Below are 18,472 nucleotides of genomic sequence, written 5' to 3'. Positions count from 1 at the left end.
TGCCCGTCAAAATGCGAGACCTGATGGTCTAGCGCTAACCGTCGTTCGCGCAGGGGGACATCGCGGTGACCTCGAAGAGATCTCGTCCACCAGCGGTGGTGTAGGCCCGCGCGCCGACTACGTATCCACGCGCGTCGTGGTACGTCTTGGTGTTCGCCGGTTCCGGGTCCGGTCGCGCCCAGACCTGACGATCAAACCCCTGTGCTGCAAGCGAATCCAACCGACCCAAGGCCGCGGCGATGAGCTCCTGTGGCGGATTGTCCACCCACCACTGCCTGCGCACCTTCCACGGCGGTCCCTCGCTCATCAGTGATTCCTTGTTTGTCTGGCAACCGACCTTCTCAGCACGGTCAGGGCTCGGGTCCGCTTCCTGTCCGGAAACGAGGGAAACATAACCGGCGGTGATGCGTGCGGCTTCGGTGACCGTCAGCGTGATGGGTTGCATCGTGTCCTCACTTGTCATTTCCGTCGTGTGTGTGCCCGGGCCCGCACACGCGGTTCCGACCGCCAAAGTCAGCAGCGCCACAACCGTTGCCAGAGACCTCATTTCACCTGAACCCTTTGACCACGCTCTGGGTGATCTGTCACCCTCGGGTTATCCCATGGATGCTGGCGCCGGTCGACGGTGCCCTGGTCGTCCCACGGGAGCTCGGGCACCTTTGGTCCGGCCGCTGCTCGCCCCTGATCCCATGCCTCTGCCCTGAAGTTTCCGTCGTCACCAACGTTCACGTCGACGTAGTTCGTTTGGATGCCCCGTTCCACATAGGCCGTCGCCTCGCCGCCGCCGATGACCGCCGCGATGTTGTGGAAAGCGTCTGAATTGGGGTCATCCCAATAGCTTCCGTGCCCATCGGGTCCGACGATTACTTGGTTCGGGTGCTTGCCGAACTCCCCGTAGTAGCCGGTATCCAGCCGAGTCACGCCGGGAATCCTGTCCGGATCCGTCGCCGAGGGCAGACCACCCAGCGGATTGCCGATTCGGCCCTCGACATTGTGCGGAATACCCGGAATGTCATCCACGCCGGGGATATCCGAAATCCGCATATCTCGCGGCAGTGACTGCACGAGGGCGATCGGGTCACCGGGCGCCGTCATCGAATAGCGCTGCACATTCGGGTTCGGATCTGTGTATCCACCCGGCAGGATTCCAGTGCCCGCCGAGGACGCATGCAGGATGCGGTCGGCACGCAAACCCATCTGCTCGGCGGTCCCCACAATGGCTCCCCCGTATGAATGACCCACATAGGTGACCGGTGTCCCCGGGGCATTCTGGCCCACAGCGCGGTCCACCTCGTGGCCGAAGTCGACCAGCTTGGGTGCCATCGCCGCCGCATACGAGGGATCGGCCGCCTTGTCGAGCCCCTGCGGGAAATCGCCACCCAGGTATAGGAAGATCGGCGATCCGCTCTCCTTCGCCAGCTTGACCGCCGACTCATGGTTCGAGCCGCTCCCGTTCAGGTTGGTATTGGTACCGGGAACGATCACGCCGACACCTCTGACCCCCGGCTTGATGTCGCCGATCATCTCGATCATGCGGCCGTTGCCCTCCGCGGAGAACTTGACGTACTTCCGGTCCACGAGGTAATCGCTGGGACCGGCATCGGCGGGCCTCGTCACCAGGGGGTCTTCCATCGGTTTGAGCATGTTGTTCAGCTGATCCACCCGCGCCTGATCAGGTGGCTGCTTCTGCAACTCGTCATTGAGCGCGTTGCGGATATTGATCTCGTTCGCCGCGATACTGGTATCGAACGGAATTCCGTCGCTGTTGCCCATCACCTCTGGGTTGGCAATCACCATGGCGTGCACAGTCTCCGGACTCAGCGTCGACATGAAGGCCGCACGTTCATCGGCATTCATCCGCGACACTCGGTCAACGAGCGCGTCGGGATCGACCTTCTCCCCCGTCGGCAACGTCACATCCTGCTGTCCGTCGCGCATACTCTCCAGGTCGTTGACGGCCTCTCGTAGTCGCCTGCCGTACATCTCGTCCAGACGAGCGAGCTCGTCGAGCCCCGATTGAATCCTGCGCTGGTGATCGGCGGCGGCCTGCGCCTTCTCGGCGTCCGGGTGACTGACCTCGCCGGTGTCGGTGACCGTGAAACCTTCCGCGACGGCGGCGTCCACGTCCTGAAGCGTGTACTCCTTGGCGTGCTTGAGCGTTCGTCCCGCATCCTCGGCGTCATCGGACAGCCGGTTCAGAACATTCCGGACCTCACGACCGTGATCCAGCTCCTGGTCGACCTTGGCCTTCGCCGCGTCGTGGGTCTTGCCGTACCAGCCCGATGCGTCGTTGAACACACGGTCACAGGAGTCCAGCGACCTGTCCAGCGTCCGCGCGTTATCACGTGCCGTCTCACCCGCCTTGGTGAGCGCATCCAGGTTCCAGCCACGCAGCTGGCTGATCGTCGGACGCATCAGCGCGGCTTCAACGCATCGAAGGACACGGCGCTCTTCTCATCCTGCGCCGTCACGTTTGCGGCGAAGGTGTTGATGAGTCCCGACATATCCGAGAACCTGCGGGCAATCGACGACATCGCCTTGATTCCCGGCGACTGGACATCTCTGATCGCGGCTAACACTTCACTTCCGGCGCCTGAGGCGTCCTCGAATGACGACCACGACACGTCGTTGATGTGCAACGTCTCGCCCAGCCATGTCTTGGAGATGGCCGCAAGCTCCTCGGTCCGGACACCGAACTCGTCAGTCATAAGTCCCCTCCGCTAACTCCCACCACTAGCGAGTCTATCCGGCACCATGCGTCACGACGAGTACGTGTGTCAGCCCTGTGGAGACAGCACCAGATCGGCGGCCTTCTCACCGAGCAACACCGACGGCGCGTGGGTATGGCCGCGAATGAGACTCGGTATCACCGAGGCATCGACCACTCGCAGTCCCTGTACACCGCGAACGGTGAGGTTCGGTGTCACCACGCTGGCCTCATCTGTCCCCATTCGGCAGGTCCCGACGGGGTGATACAGGGTGTGTGAGTTGTTCTCCAGCGCGGCGACGAGTGTCTCCTCCAGATCGTCGCTGGGATTCCTCGGTCGCAGAATCCTGCCCAGCACCGCCCGCATCGATGGCGTCTCGGCAATGCGCGCGGTGGTACGCAGCCCGAACATCATGGCGGCGCGGTCCTGCCCGGCCGGGTCGCTCAGGTAACGCGGATCGATGCGCGGCTTGGCCAACGGGTCGGGCGAGGTGAGGGTGATCTCGCCACTGCTTTCCGGCTTGAGCAGGATGGGTCCCATCACGATGGCGTGCTCGACGGCCTCCCCCAGGCCCTCATCGAAGAACGGCGCGGGCGCGAAGATCAACTCCAGATCGGGTAGCGCGAGATCGGCACGGCTACGGATAAACCCGTACGCCTCACCGACATTCGAGGTGAGCATGCCGCGATGGCGCAGGAAGTAGTTGGCGAGCTGCAGCGGTTTCTCCGCGCTGTACAGCGAGTCGGCCTCGACCTCATAACCCACCGGGCAGCACAGATGATCCAGCAGATTTTGGCCGACCTGCGCGGCATCGTGCACGAGCGGGATCCCCAGTTCAGCAAGCCGCTTGGCGTCTCCGATCCCCGAAAGCATCAGCAGCTGAGGAGAGTTAATGGCGCCGCCGCTCAGAATCACCTCACGTCGGGCGTGCACGGTATGTGTGATGCCGTCGCGCACATACTCGACACCCACCGCCCGCGTTCCGTCGAACAACACCCGGCGCACCTGGGCGTCGGTGACCACGTTCAGGTTCCGACGTCGCAGGCCGGGTTTGAGGTAACCGTCCGCGGTACTCCACCGACGACCGCCGTTCTGACACACCATGGTTTCCGAGAACCCCTTGGGTTCAGGAGTATTGGCCCGCTCGACATCAAATCCGGCTTCTTTGACGGCCTCCAGCCACGCCGCGGTGCTGGAGCGGGGGCTGCGCTGTTTAGAGATCTTTAGCGCACCGTCGGTGCCCTCGTCGCTTTCGGTGGCACCCTCCACCGCCTCGATACGCTTGAAATAAGGGGCGATATTCGCAAATGACCATTGGTCGCCGGCAACAGCGGCCCAGTCGTCATAGTCGGCCGCGAACCCACGGACCCACATCATGGCGTTGATGGACGACGAACCGCCCAGCGTTTTCCCTCGCGGCCAATAGATTTGGCGGTTGTCCAGCTGAGGTTGCGGCTCGGTCAGGTAGTCCCAGTCGACATCGCTACGGAACAACTTCGAGAATGCGGCGGGAATGTGGATTCCCATGTCCTTGTCCTTGGGACCCGCTTCCAGGACCAGTACCTGGTCGTTGGTCCGTTCGGAGAGCCGAGCCGCGAGTGGAGCACCCGACGATCCCGCGCCCACGATGACGTAGTCAGCCGCGATGTCAGTAGAAGGAACCTCAACCATGGTGGCGACGCTAGCGGACTTGACATCATGTGGGGAAGGTTCTGGTACGGGACGTCCCAGGTATGAAGTCTGGGCGCGATCATGTCCCCACCTCGCCCGGAGGAACGAGCAACGATCGCGAACTCCCCGGAGCTGCAACACTGGTCGCCATGGCAGCTGCCGGCGGGGCGGGATCGAAACTTCCATCTGACAGCTGGGGTGTGCACTTCGGCTTGTACGCCCTCGTGGTTGGGCTGCTGCTCACCGCGGCGGCGGCCGTCAGCTTCATGTGGTTCTTCGCGGCGACCATGGCGAGCGACGGTTGTCACGGGAACGACGCGGACTACATCTGCTCCGCCGAAGGCCAGCACTGGGCGATCGCGCTCCCCGTCATCGCGTTCGTCGCCTCGTCGGTGACCGCGCTGATACCGATCGGCTGGGTGACGGCGTTCTCACGGCGGCCCGCATGGGTCTGGATCGGCGTTCCATTCACCATCGGCACATATGTTGCGGCACCGTACATCGCGAATTGGGGTCGCCTGCACGGAATCTGGTGAACCCGGTGGTGCTACTCACGGTGCGGGTGGGTACACCCGGTAGCAGTTCGTCCCGCCGATGCCGAGCACATACACGGTGTCACATCGGTTGAAGCTGCCATCGGGCGCGAAATCGGACTCACAAACGCCGCCGCCATTGCCCCACACCACGACGTTGCCGCACGGGGCCGCGGCGGCGGGGCCGGCCAGCGTGATGCTCCCGGCCGCCAAGGCGGCGGCAATGCCCAGGGTTGCCAGTAGTTTCCGCATGTCAGTGCCTCTTCTTCACACTCCGGGCCTCAGGGTGGCGACCGGATCTACTGGCTAAACGTTTCCACAAATGGAAAAGTTTCCTAGTTTGGAATGTTTGTTAGCATGACCACATGCCACCGACCCACGGCCTGCGTGAACAGAAGAAGTCCGAAACCAAACTGGCGTTGAGTCGCGCCGCCCTCGAGCTGGCGCTGGAACGCGGGGACCTGGCGGCGGTCACCGTCGATGACATCGCCAACGCGGTGCGCGTCACATCACGCACCTTTCGTAACTACTTCACCAGCAAGGAAGACGCCGTCTTGTTCTCGTTGCGGGATATCGAGGACAACGCAGTCGGGGTGCTACGTCAGCGCCCCACCGAGGAGCACGTGGTGGATTCTTTGGAGGCGGTGATGCTGGACCTGGCGACCTCCGAGGCCTTCAGTACCGCCGTCGCGGTCACCCGGCTCTCTGCGCAGAATCCGGGCTTGGCCGCACACGACGCAGCCCGATCCGACGATGTGGGCACTCTGGTGCTTGCCGAGGTCAGTCGGCGCACCGGCCTAGATCCTGACGTCGACCTGTATCCGCGGTTGGTCTGCAACGCGGCCTACGCGGTCCTCGGGACGGTCATCCAGCTGGCGGTATCCGATGCCAAGCTACCGAGAGATCCCGGAGAGCTTGTCGCCCAAGGTTTCCAGCAGCTGCGTGACGGACTGATATGACGCTGAAAGCGGACCGGATCGACGCGGGTGACGTGGTGCTCCGCAAGGCGCATGACGCCGACCGCGGCGGGTTCGTCGAGAACTCCGGCCGCCACGGCGACACCGGGGGCCTTCGTTGTGGCCGATAAGACCGACGATCGGTTCACCGGAACCATCACACTCGGTCGCAGACGTTCGGACCTCCCCGGCCACGTTCTTCCGGACGGAGACGAACTGGAGTTGTCCTACGTGTTCCGCCGCGACTCATGGGGAAAGGGCTGGGCCTACCGGGCAGCGTTCGCGCTACTCGGCGCCGCTGCCGCGGAGCTCACCGACCAGCCCGTGATCGTGGTGACCCAGAGTGCCAACACACGGTCTCTGAGCCTGCTGCGGCGGTTGGGATTCGAAGCTATAACAACCTTCGTCCAGTTCGACGCCCACCAGACATTGGCGACGGCGCGACTGCTTCGCTTTGCGAAGGCTTAGGGACGGGCGCGGTCCAGCAGCTCGGCCACGCCGTGCAGCTCCCATTCCTGGATGTCCTTGACGGCGCGCAACAGCAGCCGCTCATCGCGGTCGCGCATGTTCACACCGACATTGGCGACGTTCAGCAGCGTGCCGCCCTCATGTTCGCGGAACGTCGTGTGCCGCTCCCATTCGGCAGGTGAGCCCGGCTGCGCCAGCGCCACCAGACTCGTCCTCAACCTTTCACCGCGCAGGGCGTCCAGAATTTCCACCTCGAACGCTCCGGTGAAGCGGGTACCCACGATGGGGACCGTCTCGAGATCAAAGCGGGCGCCCACGACAACCTCGATCGGACGTTCGGGAGCCTCCCACCAACTCGTGGGATCGAGTACCGCGTCCCATACGCGTTGGGGCGGATGGGGAATGTAGCGCTGCACTCGAGTCATAGCGCACCCCCTGCGAATGTGTGGTGCGCCCGAAGGGATTCGAACCCCTAACCTCTTGATCCGTAGTCAAGTGCTCTATCCGTTGAGCTACGGGCGCTTACTATTCAATTGTTGTAGGTCAACAGGTTTGGCCTGCAGACCGACGCGGAGGCGAGAGGATTTGAACCTCCGGTCCCCCGTAAAGGGGACAACTCATTAGCAGTGAGTCCCATTCGGCCGCTCTGGCACGCCTCCTGAACTTCCCGAGGGTACCGGAACCCATAAAATGGATCCCGAACCGCCGAGGGCACAGAGTACAGGCCCGCGCGGCCGGAAGGCAAAGCCGTGGGTCGTCATCCAGCCCTACATGCACCGATACTCTGATGACCGTGCCTGCGCGACTTCGCCCCGAGCTGACCGACCTGCCGGCCTACACCCCGGGCCGCAGTGTCCCCGGCGCCATCAAGCTCGCCAGTAACGAGACCGTCCACGAGCCACTGCCGAGCGTCCGCGCCGCCATCGCCGAGGCCACCTCGCTGATCAACCGGTACCCCGACAACGGGTACGCCGAGCTGCGCTCTCACCTGGCCAAACACGTGGACATGCCACCCGAACACATCGCCGTGGGATGCGGATCCGTGAGCCTGTGCCAGCAGCTGGTCCAGGTCACGGCGACGGTCGGCGACGAGGTGCTGTTCGGCTGGCGATCCTTTGAGACCTACCCGCTGGTGGTGCGGGTCGCCGGGGCGACCCCGGTGCAGGTGCCGCTGATCGACTACACCTACGACCTCGACGCCATGGCCGCCGCGGTCACCGACGCCACCCGACTGATCTTCGTGTGCAACCCGAATAATCCGACCGGCACCGTGGTGCCGCCAGCCGATCTACGGCGGTTCGTGGAGACCGTACCGTCGCACATCCTCATCGCGATCGACGAGGCTTATATCGAGTACGTGCGCGAGGATCTTAGCGATAGCCTCGCGCTGGTCCGCGAGCACTCCAATGTGGTTGTGTTGCGCACCTTCTCGAAGGCATACGGCCTCGCAGGCCTGCGCGTGGGCTACGCGATCGGCGATCCCGACGTGATTACCACGCTCGGCAAGGTGTACGTGCCGTTCAGCGCGTCCAGCCTCGCTCAGGCTGCGGCCGTGGCCTCACTCGGCGCCGCCGAGGAACTCCTCGCCCGCACGAATAACGTTGTCGCCGAGCGCACCCGGGTGACCGGCGCGCTACGAGAAGCCGGGTACGAGGTGCCGCCCTCACAGGCGAACTTCGTGTGGCTACCACTGGGCGAACGTTCCACGGAATTCGCACAGGCCTCAGCTGAAGCCCGAATCATCGTGCGCCCCTTCGGAACTGATGGCGTACGGGTCACAATTGGGGCACCGCAGGAGAACGACGCCTTCCTTGAGTTCGCGCGCGCCTGGCGCTAACTCACCCGCGAAAGTTCCGCGGCTTCGGCCCACTCGACGGTGAACTCGACAACTTCTTGTGCATCCGGGAGCACCAAAGCCAGTGGAGTCAAAGGACCTTGGGCCACCCCAGTGAGCACACGAGCCGCCGCGGTGGGATCGGACACGGAGACCGTCACCGCCGCGATGCACTCCGCAGGACGCACATAGAAACGCGTACCCGGGTTCACCGAACCCGCTAGCTCAGCGCCGGAGATGTCCATCGCCTTTGCACCCTCGGACAACGAAAGAATAACCGGGCGTGCTGAATCAACCACGAAAGGCCCCATCAGACCCGCAGCCATCACTGCCTGCGAATCATCGATCGCGACAGAATGCTCCACCTGGCCGGCGGCGATCGACGACCGCTCCAGCAAGTACCGGTACAGCTGCACGACACGGTCGGCATTGCGATGGTTGCGTGCATCGTGCAACCAGAAGTCGACGCCCTCGACCTCAGCGGTACCGCCCTGGACGTACAGACGATAGAAGCGGTACCCCAGATCCGATGCACCATGGCGGGTTTCGGCAACGGTCGCGCCCACACCCAACGCCTTCACGTATCGGGTCTCGCCCGCCGTGAAACTCAACTCCGACGAGGACACCTCTCGCCACACCGCACCGTTGACCGATGCATGCAGCCGAACACTGGCCGCCCCTTGCGCCGCACCGGTACGCACCACAAAACCACCCAGCTGCGGACGCTCATCGAACTCGAACTCGATGAAGGAGGGGGATTTTCGCGTGGCCGTGGGCACATTGCGCGCGGCGGTATCGAGCTCCACCCCATTGGTGAGGAACCAGATGGCCGCCTGAGTGCCGGCGATGGCCTCGTGGTCCTTGATATTGGCCTCACCCAAATAGCCCGCCGCACGCAACCGGTGGCTCAGCTGCGCCGTCGACAGCGCAGGGAAAGAGTTGGCCAGAATCCACGCGACCTGTGTCTCGCGGGTTCGGGCCCTGAGGTTGGCCACCGACAGCCAGTCCGCCACCTGGTAGCCCGATGGCAGGTTCGGGGCAATACCCGCGATATCCAGCGAGTACGCCGCGATGCTGGGGTTGAGGCGAATTAAATCTGTGCGAGCAGAAGTTCCGTCAGTGAACACAACCTCGTCCACAGTCGAGGAATAGGTGCCGCCGCGGTACCTCGTCAGACGCTGCGGGAGCGCCTTCGTGTTATGACCGCGGCGCCTGCCAGTGATGCGGGCAGACGGCCATTCGACGAGTGATAGCAAAGAATGAGTGGTCATGGGTTGGTTGATCCTTATGCCGGTGTATTGCAGCCCAGAAGCTCGGCATCGTCGAATGACGGTGAGCTGGGATGCCAGGGGCGGGGTTAGGGGATCAACAACAACAGCAACACACGGCGGCGCTGCGCGCCCCGGTGATCTCGGCACGCAGCCCGCTGGTCGCCGAGAGGCGGCGAGACTCTGCGAGATGCTGCATGCAACAAGTCTACGTGCGCCCTCCCGCGCCGACACTCCGTCTTGCGGTGAGGACGTGCGATACGAAACCGCCGCGATGCGGCGTGTCGACATCGGAGGCGCGCCGGGCAGACCGGGCCGGGGCGCCACGCCGTCTGCGCGGCGGAGTTTGGCGCACGGGTGTTAGTTACCTGATGCGCCGCGGTGATCGCGATTAGGCTTTCACTCGTCCGGTCTTGTTCCCATTTCCGAGGAGGAATCTGCTGTGCCCGCTGCCAAGAATGAATCTCAGGCTCTCGGTGACCTTGCCGCACGGCAGCTAGCCAACGCCACCAAGACCGTCCCCCAGCTGTCGACGATCACCCCGCGGTGGCTGCTGCATCTGCTGAACTGGGTTCCCGTCGAAGCAGGCATCTACCGGGTGAACCGGGTGATCAACCCCGATAAGGTCGCCATCCACAGCGAGGAGCAGGGCGAGGGCGAGGCCCCGCTGCCGCAGACCTACGTCGATTACGAGACCAACCCGCGCGAATACACGCTGCGGACCATCTCGACCCTGCTCGATATCAACACCCGGGTTTCCGATCTGTACTCCAGCCCGCATGACCAGATCGCCCAGCAGCTGCGCCTGACCATCGAGTCCATCAAGGAACGTCAGGAAAGCGAGCTCATCAACAACGCGGAGTACGGCCTGCTCGCCCAGGCGACGCCGGAGCAGACCATCAAGACCCTCGGTGGCCCGCCCGCCCCGGACGACCTGGATGCCCTGATCACCAAGGTGTGGAAGACCCCCGGGTTCTTCCTGACTCACCCGCTGGGTGTGGCGGCGTTCGGCCGCGAGGCCACCCGCCGTGGCGTGCCGCCGGTGGTCGTGAGCCTGTTCGGCGCACAGTTCATCACCTGGCGCGGTATCCCGATCATCCCGTCGGACAAGGTTCCGGTGAAGGACGGCAAGACCAAGTTCCTGCTGGTGCGCACCGGCGAGGAGCGTCAGGGCGTCGTCGGCCTGTTCCAGCCCGGACTCGTCGGCGAGCAGGCACCGGGTCTGTCGGTGCGGTTCACCGGGATCAACCGGTCGGCCATCGCCTCGTACCTCGTCACCCTGTATTCGTCGCTGGCTGTGCTGACCGATGACGCACTGGCCGTTCTCGACGACGTGCAGGTGGACAAGTTCCATGTCTACAAGTGATGCGATTCCAGTAGCGGACAGCCCGCCGGGTTTCCCGTCCGCGGCGGAGCTGTCGGCGTTGGCCACCCAGTTGTTCTGGGAGGCAACGCCTACCGGCGCTCCGGGTATCGACACCCCGGGGCCTGCGGTTCCTGTGGGGCCACGCGGGACAGTTCCCGACGGAACGGCCGGCACGTCGGTGGCGGCAACCGCCGCGGCACTGGCGAGTCCCTACGCACCCGTACCTGTCCAGGACGCGGTTTCCTCGGCTGCGGTGGCTCCCCCGATCGCGTCGTTCAGTCCGGTGGCAACACTGCCGGATAGCGTCCCCGGCACCGCACCGGTCGCACCGCGCGGCGGGGGCGGGGATCTGACCTCCGGGACATCGGCCGCACATGCCGCAGCGACGTACCCGGCTGCAGGCGTAGTGGATCCGTTCGGCATTCCCGCTGGTTTGGTGCCGACGATTCCGGGAGTACTCGCCACACCGGCCGTGGCAGCGGCACCTTCGGTTCCACGAGTGGCGCCGCACTCGGAGGGGCTCGCGGTTCCCGACCTCGGTTGGGGTGCTCCGGCGGCTCCTGCAGGTGGGAACGAGGCGGACTACTACTTCCTGGGCGGAGCACCGGCAGCGGCACCCATCCATGAGGATGCGCGGGCCTTCGATGTCGCCTCGATCCGAAGGGACTTCCCGATCCTGTCCGAGACGGTCAACGGTAAGCCGTTGATCTGGTTCGACAACGCCGCCACCACGCAGAAACCGCAGTCGGTGATCGATCGGCTGGTGCACTTCTATCAGCACGAGAACTCGAATATCCACCGTGCCGCACACGAATTGGCAGCACGGGCCACCGACGCCTACGAGGACGCACGCGGTGCGGTCCGCAAGTTCCTGGGCGCCGAGGCCGACGAGAACATCATCTTCGTGCGCGGTGCCACCGAAGCCATCAACCTGGTGGCACATGCCTGGGGCGGTAAGAATCTCGGGCACGGGGATGAGATCGTCATCACCCACTTGGAGCACCACGCCAATATCGTTCCGTGGCAACTGATCGCGAAGAAGACGGGCGCCGTCATCAAGGTGGCCCCGGTCGACGATGCCGGCAACCTGCTGCTTTCCGAGCTGGAGGACCTGGTCGGTCCGCGCACCAAACTGGTTGCGGCCACCCAGGTTTCCAACGCATTGGGGACCGTGACGCCCGCCAAGCAGATCGTCGATATCGCGCATCGCTATGGTGCGCGGGTACTCATCGACGGCGCACAGTCGGTGCCGCATCTGACGGTGAATCTGCAGGAGCTCGGTGCCGATTTCTTCGTCTTCTCGGGCCATAAGATCTACGGACCCACCGGAATCGGTGTGCTGTACGGCAGCGAGGACGCCCTGGCGGAGACGCCGCCGTGGCAGGGTGGCGGCAACATGATCGCCGACGTGACATTGGAGCGCGCGGTGTTCCAGGGTCCGCCCAACAAGTTCGAGGCGGGTACCGGAAACATCGCCGATGCCGTCGGGCTGGGCGAGGCGCTGCGATACGTGGAGCGCATCGGCATCGACCGGATCGCCGAGTACGAGCACGCGCTACTGGAGTACGCCACTCCGTTGTTGGCGGCGATTCCCGGTGTGAGGCTGGTCGGTACCGCCGACCACAAGGCATCGGTGCTGTCGTTCGTGCTCGACGGGCACGATCCTGTGGACGTCGGCACGGCGCTGAATGCCGACGGTATCGCGGTGCGGGCCGGGCATCACTGCGCACAGCCGATCCTGCGACGCCTCGGGCTGGAACAGACCGTGCGGCCGTCGTTCGCCTTCTACAACACCTTCGACGAGATCGACGTCTTCATCGACGCGGTGCGCAGGCTGGCGGAAAGCGGAGGGCCCAAGGCCTAGCGAAGCGGGCGGGTTCGCCTTGCAACGCTATCAAGATGTGCCATAGTGCGGACATGCTCAAAGCGTGGTTAGGTGGCGTGCTGGCGGGGGTGCTCGCGGTAACCGGGATGGCGGTACCCGCACGCGCCGACGTCAACCAGGTGGGCTGCAACTTCGGTATCGCCAGGCCTTACATCGCCACAGTGGGCGGGGCGCAGGTGGTGCAGACCCGGATCAACGCCAGTGGCTGCTACACGGACCTGGACAGCGTGCTGATGGAACTCACGCTAAACCTGACCGTCGACGACGGCACTCCGGAGGGTGCGGCAAATGCGGTGCCGTTGGAGTACACGACGGTCCGAGACGTCCACAACGGAGATTCATTTTCGGTGGTCTTCCCACCTGACGACCAGCCAGTGGCCCTCAAGCCGGGGACGTACTTGGCCTGCGGGTCGGCGGCTACCTACCTTGAGGGCTACCAATCCCCTAGGCAAATCGACTGCAAATTGGCCGGCTGGAACGTCCCGCTGAACATCCCCAAGATGTGACTTCGGGTGCCTCAGGTCGCCCGGCCGACCACCGTCAGAAGCACGGCCGACTCTTCAACAGCCGTAAGGTCATGCCGCTCTTGCGGAATGACTATGAAGTCACCAGCCGCGGCGGCAGCCCTTGCGGTTGCCGTCGCGAGCTCCACACGCCCCTGCAGCACCAGTAACGTCGCCTCACCGGGGTTTTCGTATTCGGCAAGCTTTTGGCCGGCAGCCAGAGCCAGTACCACCTGCCTCAGCACGTGGCCGCTGCCGCCGTGCACGGTGTGCGCCGCCCGACCGCTGGGCGCGTTTCGTGCCATGCCCACATGTTGCTCGCCCAAAGCGATCATCGAGATGACGTCCATCGCCGCGTCTCCTTCACATGTGTTGGGGCCGTGCGTCATACCTGGGGATCCAGCGCCAAGTTGACGGTGCAGTTGCCGTGACCGGCGTCGGGCGAGACGGTGACCTGGAACTGGCCGCCCACCGAGTCTGCGTTGACATCGAGCACTTCCTGGATAAGGCCGCGCTGGATCCCGCGGACCACTTCCGGGGCTGTCCTTGCGATCTCGGCCAGTGGGCATGAGCAGATCTGTACGGTGATGCGTCCAAAGGACATCAGCGTGGAGCGCACCGTAAAGCCGAGTTCGCCAAGGGTTTCCACCACCAAGTCCACGGCCGGCATCGCCGCCCGGCGGCACACTACGTTCACACGGTGCGCTAGGTCGGCTCCAACCAGCGCCGCCCGTGACTCACGCTCTGCTGGTGTGCCACCAAGATGCACCGCGAACAGCGACACGACATCAGCGTAGTCGAGGCGCGGGGCGATCGCGTACGCCAGCCGTGGCCTGCCTGCTTTCTGCTCGGTACCGCCACCGCGCCGGACGATATGTCCTTGCTCTACCAAGATCTTGAGGTGAAACCGCACGGTGGTGACGTGTATCCGCAGACTGTCGGCGATGTGCCGCGAATCAACCGGCTGGGGCGCCTCCCGCAGTAGGCCCAGGACGCGCTGACGCTGCTGGCCTACCCTGCGGGTGTCGGTCATCAGGCGCTCGCGGTGACGGGCCGAACACCGACTACGGCAACCGCCGTCAACGCGTTCCGGTACTCGCGGAACGTACGCCGCATGGCCAAGACTCTCTTGCGTGCCGCGGGATGCAGGAGAAGGTTCTTCACCAGCCGCAGGGCGCCCCCGATGCCCTCGTCCGCGATGACGCGCCGCGGATTGAGCAAGGCCATCGGTGCTCGGTCGGTGCTCACCACGTCGAATCCCGAAGCCGTGAGCAATTCGCTCCATTCGGCCACAGTGAGCGGCCTGGCATTGACCTTGATCGAGCGGGCCAGGGCACGGCGAATGTCGTTCTTGGTGTCGGCGTCCACGGAGTCGGGTGTCAGCCCCAGCTCATGAATCGCATACCGCCCGCCCGGACGCAAGACCCGGTACGTCTCATCCACTATGGCCCGCTTGGCCTTGTCGGTCTGCATCGTCAGCATCGCCTCACCGACGACGACATCGGCGCTGCCATCGGGCAAGCCCGTACTGGCCGCATCCGCGACGATGACGCGACCGCCGCACGGCGCCACGACATCGCGCACTGATTGGGTAGCGGCCGCGGTGTCATCGACACCGATATAGGACCGCGGCCGCAGTGCCACGATGTCGCGCGCGGTCCGGCCGAGTCCTGGGCCGAGTTCCACCACGTCGGCACCGGACAGCTTCGCGGCAGCCAACAGGCGGAAAGTCAGCTCAAGCCCGCCCGGGCGCAGAACACGCTTGCCCAGTCGCGCCAACAGCCAATGTCCGGGCAGATCTTCATCGCTCCGGCCCGCCAACGGAAGCGTTTCCCTCGCTGCCATCGCGATCAGCTCCTTCACCATCAAGGTTTGGTATTCAAGTACGTCCTTCCAATTTAGAGGATTCTTTTCCTTTTAAATAGCCCTACCTCTACGGCATCCGGATTGGATTCACCGCGGGCGCAACCGTCCAGCCGCGGAGGCGATGCGACTAGCGTTATCGCGCATGACTGCTTCGACAACGTCCCTCAACGCGATCACCGCTGCGACCCGGTCGGCAGTCGCCGACAAGCCGGCTGCAGCGACGGTGGTGTTCAAGGCGTCCGCCCAACCGGAGGGCACGGTCGGCAGTGAAATCACCCTCGGTAAGTACAGCGTCCATGTCGACGAGCCACCGAGCCTTGGCGGGCAGAACACGGCGCCCAACCCCGTTGAGTTCCATCTGGCGTCGCTGTTGTCCTGCCAGGTGGTGACCTACCGCTTCTGGGCGGAAAGGCTAGGCATTCAGGTTGATTCGCTCAGCGCGAGCGCCGAGGGTGACCTCGATGTGCGGGGCTTCTTCGGCCTAGACGACGGCATCCGGCCCGGTTTCCAGCAGATCCGCGTCACCGTCACGGTCTCCGGACCGGACAGCGACGAGCGGTACCGCGAACTTCAGGAAGCCGTGGACGCGCACTGCCCGGTGTTGGATCTGACCACCGGCACCACCCCAGTGCACACTCAGCTGATCATTTCGGCATAGCTCACAGCTAAGACCTAGCGCGTCGATGTGCTTATGCGACGCAGATTTCCCTCAATGATGCGAATCAAGAGTGCGGGCCGCAGTAGGCGCGTAGGCCCATCATGGAGTTGCACCAGCCGCATGAATGTTTCGGCTACGACGATGTCCTCGGTGGCCGCGGCCGCCATCCTGTTCGTACCCCAGTTCAACAACCGCTTGGGTATCAAACGCCAATCGTCGGCAGGCAGCACCATGAAGTCGTTGAATCTGTTGGCCTGCCAAATCTGAGTCAGACTCTTGGCGGCCGCCCGAAAGTAGCGCCGGCTCAGATCGTCATCATTGGACTGGGCCAGACAGCGTCGCAATGCTTTCGCTTGGAACGCCGCCGAGGTCATGCCTTGGCCGTACACCGGGTTGAAGCTGCAGAAGGCGTCGCCCAGGACGAGCAGACCCGGGGGAAAGTGGCGCAACTTGTCGTAGCGGCGCCACACACTTGCCGGGTACTGCTGCGCCGACATCTCGCCAATCGGTTCTGCGGCCCGAAGTGCGGCGACAAAACGGGCGGGCAGGAGCTCTGCGGCCGAGGAGAGAAGCCCAGGGAGGTCCTCCGGTGGTCTGTGTCCTGCGATACCGATCAACGTCAGGACCGCGGTATCGTCCTCGTAGGCCAAAAATCCTGCGCCCGTAGAACTTTGAAGAGTGGGTGCAACCAAGGCAACCTTCTCGGCGAGCAGTCCGTGCGGCACTCGAAAAAACTGGCTGCAGTAGCGCAAGTTCACCGAGTAACTCTGCTCGGCCGGGCTCTCGAAGCCGTGCGCCCTGAGGAATGCGGGAGTTCGACCAGCCCGACCGGTGGCGTCAACCACTAAATCCGCGTCCAGCACCCGTTCCTGCTTGGTTTCGCGACTCACCAGCCGAACGGCCATAACGCGGTCTTCCGGGCCGAGAATCGGCTCAACGACATCATGCCCTTCGAGGGATGTCACGTTCTCGATGGCCTGCACCCGCCGCCGGACATGAGCCTCCAGTAACGGCCGACTCACGGTGTGCGCCACCATTGCTTCGCGATTTATGAATTGACCGTGTTGGGCCAGTGCATGGTCACCAATATGCATATAGGCCAGCGATGGATCGTCGACAATGTGCGCACCGGCTGCCACGAGGTCATCGAACAGGCCGGGAAACAACTCGCTCAACACCGTCGAGCCACGATTCAGCAATTGATGCAGATGCCTGCCCTGGGGCACTCCCTTACGCTGGATCACCTTCTCCGGCAACACATCACGCTCCACCAGCGTGACATGCTCATAGAATTCCGCCAGCACACGTGCGGCAAGCAATCCGGCCATACTTGCGCCGCAGACCACGGCGCGGTGGCCACGTCGGCTCACCGGAGCCCACCCCGATCGACGTCCCTCACAACCGCCAGCCTGGCACCGGCAGCAGCCAGCGTCCAGACCCAACAGGGACGGATATCAGAGATTCGCGGTGATGTCGAACCAGCTGCTGTGCGCCGGGGACCAGGTACGCCATCGGGAATAACATCGGCGTCCGGCAGATCTACCTCGAACCCAAAGAGTCCGGAACGAAAGTCGATATGCGTTAGGAGGGCCGGCGGCGACCTTTCACGGATCCGGCTAGGGCCGGAACTTCTTCGGCAGTTCCGGCGCCGCGATCACCGGTTCGTCCTCATCTGCTACGGCCCAGCGTTGCCCGTTCAAGGTGAAGAACCGACGACTGTCAGCCTCAGACACCGTAGTCACACGCACCGCGATCCACTCACCCTTGACCGGCACTAAAAGACCCAACTTGGCCGCGATCGCCGGGTGCGAATCCTGGTGGCCGAGTATCACTATGCCCTCCGCGCGCAACTGCAGCCGAGCATCCCGTGGACGCTTAACGGCGTCGTCTTGCTGCGCAACCGCTAAGACAGTCTGGCGACCCACAAGCCGCCCCTGGACCTCGCGGAACAGTTGATTGACGCGCTTCTGGCCGGAGCCCGGGAACGCAAAAATCCGGTCACGGACCTCGGGGTCCAGGTGCAGCAGGAGGTTGCGGGGCAGGTCGGTCTGCAAACCACCCCACAGCCAGCACACGTCCTCCGCCGCGGCGTTCGAAAGCTTCCGCTTGTTGTCCCGGTTGTAGCCTCGTTTGCTTTCGCCTGACCCCTTTGCGGTTCGCCACCATAGGCGCTCGTCGGTGACAGTGACCAATCCTGCGGCCCACCGGTTCGTGGTGTCGTCGAACCAAGCCAGCAATGCGGGGTGGTCGGCGACGCCCTGTTGATCGCCGTGGGCGGCACACAAGTACATCTCCATCGGAATCTCCCACCCGCCAAGAACCCTGGAGAACTTGCAGTCGATATCGGCACCGGCGATCTTCCAGTCGAGGTGGTCGCCGTCCGGGAAGTCGAACTCCCTGGTCAGGTTCACCTCAACGGCGGTGCCCAGGTAAGTCTTCTCAGTCTTCGACAGGTGCTGATACGCCCATCGACCAGTCCGCTGCCCATCCAGCAGCTCATCTAGTGAGTCGCGCAGCACCCAGCGGAATCGCTCGCGCGCGCCGGTCTCGTTCTCAAACCAGTCCACGAACGGTTGCAGCTCGGCGGGAACCTCTTGCTGCAACCCGCTGTCCAGCGCCCAGGCGTTCGGCATCGTGCCCATCGAATCAGTGGGCGCCACGAGGCGTCGGGGCGTGTTGCGACGGCGCCGCATCGCGGCGGCACGGGAATCCTGCACAGCCGGAACGGAGTCGTCGAATGGCAATATCACGGCGAC

General features: G+C 64.0%; 19 protein-coding genes, 2 tRNA genes and 1 pseudogene. 8 read left to right on the top strand and 14 right to left on the bottom strand.

The genetic code is table 11. The features are described 5' to 3' along the window. Positions 1-34 precede the first annotated feature (34 nt). From AB0H22_RS12760 to AB0H22_RS12745, 4 genes are all read right to left on the bottom strand, one after another. Positions 35-547 carry a hypothetical protein gene (locus AB0H22_RS12760; protein ID WP_358146817.1) on the bottom strand — a complete coding sequence of 171 codons (513 nt, stop codon included), beginning with the start codon at positions 545-547 and terminating at the stop codon, positions 35-37. Next, positions 544-2,415 (bottom strand): alpha/beta hydrolase, encoded by a 1,872-nt coding sequence (locus AB0H22_RS12755; protein WP_358146816.1) that lies wholly within the window; start codon positions 2,413-2,415, stop codon positions 544-546. Before AB0H22_RS12755 ends, AB0H22_RS12760 begins: the two co-directional genes overlap by 4 nt. After that, positions 2,415-2,708 (bottom strand): hypothetical protein, encoded by a 294-nt coding sequence (locus AB0H22_RS12750; RefSeq protein ID WP_180750537.1) that lies wholly within the window; start codon positions 2,706-2,708, stop codon positions 2,415-2,417. The genes AB0H22_RS12755 and AB0H22_RS12750 overlap by 1 nt, the downstream gene beginning before the upstream one ends. Before the next feature lie 69 nt (positions 2,709-2,777). After that, complete coding sequence (locus AB0H22_RS12745) at positions 2,778-4,379, bottom strand: GMC family oxidoreductase N-terminal domain-containing protein (RefSeq protein WP_358146815.1); 1,602 nt, start codon at positions 4,377-4,379, stop codon at positions 2,778-2,780. A gap of 149 nt (positions 4,380-4,528) precedes the next feature. On the opposite strand from AB0H22_RS12745, the gene AB0H22_RS12740 reads away from it, so the two are divergent. Beyond that, positions 4,529-4,915 (top strand): hypothetical protein, encoded by a 387-nt coding sequence (locus tag AB0H22_RS12740; RefSeq protein ID WP_180750535.1) that lies wholly within the window; start codon positions 4,529-4,531, stop codon positions 4,913-4,915. A 15-nt stretch (positions 4,916-4,930) separates the two neighbouring features. On the opposite strand, the gene AB0H22_RS12735 is transcribed toward AB0H22_RS12740, so the two are convergent. Continuing rightward, positions 4,931-5,164, bottom strand: coding sequence for a hypothetical protein (locus tag AB0H22_RS12735; protein WP_358146814.1), 234 nt, complete (start codon positions 5,162-5,164; stop codon positions 4,931-4,933). A 113-nt stretch (positions 5,165-5,277) separates the two neighbouring features. On the opposite strand from AB0H22_RS12735, the gene AB0H22_RS12730 reads away from it, so the two are divergent. Both AB0H22_RS12730 and AB0H22_RS12725 read left to right on the top strand, forming a co-directional pair. Then, positions 5,278-5,871 carry a TetR family transcriptional regulator gene (locus tag AB0H22_RS12730; RefSeq protein WP_180750533.1) on the top strand — a complete coding sequence of 198 codons (594 nt, stop codon included), beginning with the start codon at positions 5,278-5,280 and terminating at the stop codon, positions 5,869-5,871. Next, positions 5,868-6,336 (top strand): annotated as a pseudogene (locus AB0H22_RS12725) (GNAT family N-acetyltransferase). Before AB0H22_RS12730 ends, AB0H22_RS12725 begins: the two are co-directional and overlap by 4 nt. On the opposite strand, the gene AB0H22_RS12720 reads toward AB0H22_RS12725, so the two are convergent. From AB0H22_RS12720 to AB0H22_RS12710, 3 genes are all read right to left on the bottom strand, one after another. Beyond that, positions 6,333-6,761, bottom strand: coding sequence for an SRPBCC domain-containing protein (locus tag AB0H22_RS12720; RefSeq protein WP_358146813.1), 429 nt, complete (start codon positions 6,759-6,761; stop codon positions 6,333-6,335). The pseudogene AB0H22_RS12725 and the gene AB0H22_RS12720 sit on opposite strands and share 4 nt — an antisense overlap. Before the next feature lie 21 nt (positions 6,762-6,782). Beyond that, positions 6,783-6,858 (bottom strand) — tRNA-Arg (locus AB0H22_RS12715). A gap of 48 nt (positions 6,859-6,906) precedes the next feature. Continuing rightward, positions 6,907-6,995, bottom strand: a tRNA-Ser gene (locus AB0H22_RS12710). A 134-nt stretch (positions 6,996-7,129) separates the two neighbouring features. Between AB0H22_RS12710 and hisC the strand changes: the two genes are divergently transcribed. Then, on the top strand, positions 7,130-8,173 hold the full coding sequence (hisC, locus tag AB0H22_RS12705) for a histidinol-phosphate transaminase (protein WP_358146812.1): 1,044 nt from the start codon (positions 7,130-7,132) through the stop codon (positions 8,171-8,173). Here the strand turns inward: hisC and AB0H22_RS12700 are convergent. Further along, complete coding sequence (locus AB0H22_RS12700) at positions 8,170-9,441, bottom strand: thioester domain-containing protein (RefSeq protein ID WP_358146811.1); 1,272 nt, start codon at positions 9,439-9,441, stop codon at positions 8,170-8,172. The two genes, hisC and AB0H22_RS12700, sit on opposite strands and share 4 nt — an antisense overlap. Positions 9,442-9,880: 439 nt before the next feature. On the opposite strand from AB0H22_RS12700, the gene AB0H22_RS12695 reads away from it, so the two are divergent. Genes AB0H22_RS12695 through AB0H22_RS12685 form a run of 3 tightly spaced genes read left to right on the top strand, consistent with a single transcriptional unit; the run spans position 9,881 to position 13,195 of the window. Continuing rightward, positions 9,881-10,804 (top strand): family 2A encapsulin nanocompartment shell protein, encoded by a 924-nt coding sequence (locus AB0H22_RS12695; RefSeq protein WP_180750529.1) that lies wholly within the window; start codon positions 9,881-9,883, stop codon positions 10,802-10,804. Next, on the top strand, positions 10,791-12,668 hold the full coding sequence (locus tag AB0H22_RS12690) for a family 2A encapsulin nanocompartment cargo protein cysteine desulfurase (RefSeq protein WP_358146810.1): 1,878 nt from the start codon (positions 10,791-10,793) through the stop codon (positions 12,666-12,668). The genes AB0H22_RS12695 and AB0H22_RS12690 overlap by 14 nt, the downstream gene beginning before the upstream one ends. A gap of 53 nt (positions 12,669-12,721) precedes the next feature. Continuing rightward, on the top strand, positions 12,722-13,195 hold the full coding sequence (locus AB0H22_RS12685) for a hypothetical protein (RefSeq protein ID WP_358146809.1): 474 nt from the start codon (positions 12,722-12,724) through the stop codon (positions 13,193-13,195). A gap of 11 nt (positions 13,196-13,206) precedes the next feature. Here AB0H22_RS12685 and AB0H22_RS12680 read toward each other — a convergent pair whose 3' ends face one another. The 3 genes from AB0H22_RS12680 to AB0H22_RS12670 are packed head-to-tail and all read right to left on the bottom strand — an operon-like array spanning position 13,207 to position 15,037. Then, positions 13,207-13,542: a cupin gene (locus AB0H22_RS12680; RefSeq protein WP_358146808.1), complete on the bottom strand. Its 336-nt coding sequence runs from the start codon at positions 13,540-13,542 to the stop codon at positions 13,207-13,209. A 35-nt stretch (positions 13,543-13,577) separates the two neighbouring features. Further along, on the bottom strand, positions 13,578-14,225 hold the full coding sequence (locus tag AB0H22_RS12675) for an ArsR family transcriptional regulator (protein WP_358146807.1): 648 nt from the start codon (positions 14,223-14,225) through the stop codon (positions 13,578-13,580). Beyond that, positions 14,225-15,037: a methyltransferase domain-containing protein gene (locus tag AB0H22_RS12670; RefSeq protein WP_358147034.1), complete on the bottom strand. Its 813-nt coding sequence runs from the start codon at positions 15,035-15,037 to the stop codon at positions 14,225-14,227. The genes AB0H22_RS12675 and AB0H22_RS12670 overlap by 1 nt, the downstream gene beginning before the upstream one ends. A gap of 163 nt (positions 15,038-15,200) precedes the next feature. On the opposite strand from AB0H22_RS12670, the gene AB0H22_RS12665 reads away from it, so the two are divergent. Then, entirely contained in the window at positions 15,201-15,716 is a 516-nt protein-coding gene (locus AB0H22_RS12665; RefSeq protein ID WP_358146806.1) for an OsmC family protein, read from the top strand. Between the two features lie 14 nt (positions 15,717-15,730). Here the strand turns inward: AB0H22_RS12665 and AB0H22_RS12660 are convergent, their stop codons facing one another. Both AB0H22_RS12660 and AB0H22_RS12655 read right to left on the bottom strand, forming a co-directional pair. Then, positions 15,731-17,086: a 2-polyprenyl-6-methoxyphenol hydroxylase-like oxidoreductase gene (locus AB0H22_RS12660; protein ID WP_358146805.1), complete on the bottom strand. Its 1,356-nt coding sequence runs from the start codon at positions 17,084-17,086 to the stop codon at positions 15,731-15,733. A gap of 246 nt (positions 17,087-17,332) precedes the next feature. Next, a complete protein-coding gene (locus tag AB0H22_RS12655) occupies positions 17,333-18,466 on the bottom strand; it encodes a NaeI family type II restriction endonuclease (RefSeq protein ID WP_358146804.1) in 1,134 nt (377 codons plus the stop codon). Positions 18,467-18,472: the final 6 nt, after the last annotated feature.

It is taken from the genome of Mycobacterium sp. NPDC050853, assembly GCF_040653875.1.
Taxonomy (GTDB): domain Bacteria; phylum Actinomycetota; class Actinomycetes; order Mycobacteriales; family Mycobacteriaceae; genus Mycobacterium.
This window is presented reverse-complemented; position numbering and strand designations above follow the sequence as displayed.